We start from the raw sequence: 1,365 nt of genomic DNA on the forward strand, positions 1-1,365 counted from the left end.
GCCGCACTGCCAGCCCCAGATATTAGTCCTCCGGCCAATTGGCCAGCTCCTTGCGCCGTTCCTCCAATGACGGTTCCTGCTGTTTCTGCGACAGTTTGGGCAGCGCCACCAACTGCTTTAGCGCCGCCAGATAAAATTGAAAGTGCAAATAGCGCAGAGATTAATGTTCCCAAGCCCCAAACAGCCAGACCGTTCAAGCCATCACGAACGGTCAGTTCGTCCCGAGTAGCGGTACCCGCAGGTCTTCGCATGCGGCCGGCGATATAGCCTCCCAGCATATAAGAACCAACCATGGAGATGATGACAAACAGCGCAGTAAGGACCAACCACGCTACGCTTATATCGCCTCCGTTATCCAATGAGATCGAACTAAGACCAAGTCCGCTCGCGAAAGTTGTCAAGACTGTCATGGTGGCCGATGCAACAACTGTTCCTGCAAAAATTGCTGGCCAGTCTACATAACCGCGATTACCATCGCTCTGTACTGAGTTTTGATCAACCATTAGCGTAACCCCAGAAATGACAGGATAAACAGAACGATTACAACCAGACCAACGAGATAGATTATTGAGTTCATTATCGTGTCTCCTCCATTACGGATGGCGCTAATGAACAATTCTTGCGGGCAAAAAGTTCCAAATTTTAAGAGAGACTTGCTGAATAAGCCGCGCGACGTTGTTTCAGTTTTTAGGGATATATTAGCCACTTAATGGTTCGTTCGTCTTAGTTTACGAAGGGGAGCGCCGCTATCAAATTAATATTGCTTGCTTTTTCGACATCTGTAATAGCTCCAGCTCCGGTCTATGGCCAACCGAGGGTTGGAAAAAACTGAAAGAACGTCCATTGCATACGGGAGTTGGGACTCCTGGACGGCGCAACCGTCGTTGAAATGGAATACCGGGACAAAAATGTCTCTGCCAAACGGAAACAGACACCAATCATCGGCGTCACGGTTGAAACCTGTTTTCACCCAGCGACGAAGGCGGCTTCGCCTGAGGTCGCATCCCTTCTCTGATCGAGACCTGTAAATTCAACGACATCGCTCGCTTTACCTTTCTCAAGGCTAGACTAACCACTATCGTAAGGGGCATTCCCAAAGTCGACGACCTGTTTCCATGGAACGTCAAGCAAGGAGAGCTGCGCTCAGCACCGAACGCTTACTGTGATCGCACGTAGATCGTTTCAAATGTGAAGGTCAAGAACGAGCGATATGATTTTCTGGCAACCACTCTCCTGTGAACTAAAACACCGCGGGAAGCGCTGATGGTCCCTCTTTAAAAAACTTTTTTGGAACTTATGTCGCCAGCGGGAGTTTCATGTCTGTTACTTAATTCACTGGAGAAATACAATGAAAATCAGAACGTT

At 48.6% G+C, this 1,365-nt stretch carries 1 pseudogene; it reads right to left on the minus strand.

The features are described 5' to 3' along the window. Positions 1-503 (minus strand): annotated as a pseudogene (locus KWJ32_RS28030) (hypothetical protein); the annotation flags it as partial. Positions 504-1,365 lie beyond the last annotated feature (862 nt).

It is taken from the genome of Ochrobactrum sp. BTU2, from assembly GCF_024539785.1.
In the GTDB taxonomy this organism is placed as follows: Bacteria; Pseudomonadota; Alphaproteobacteria; order Rhizobiales; family Rhizobiaceae; genus Brucella; species Brucella anthropi.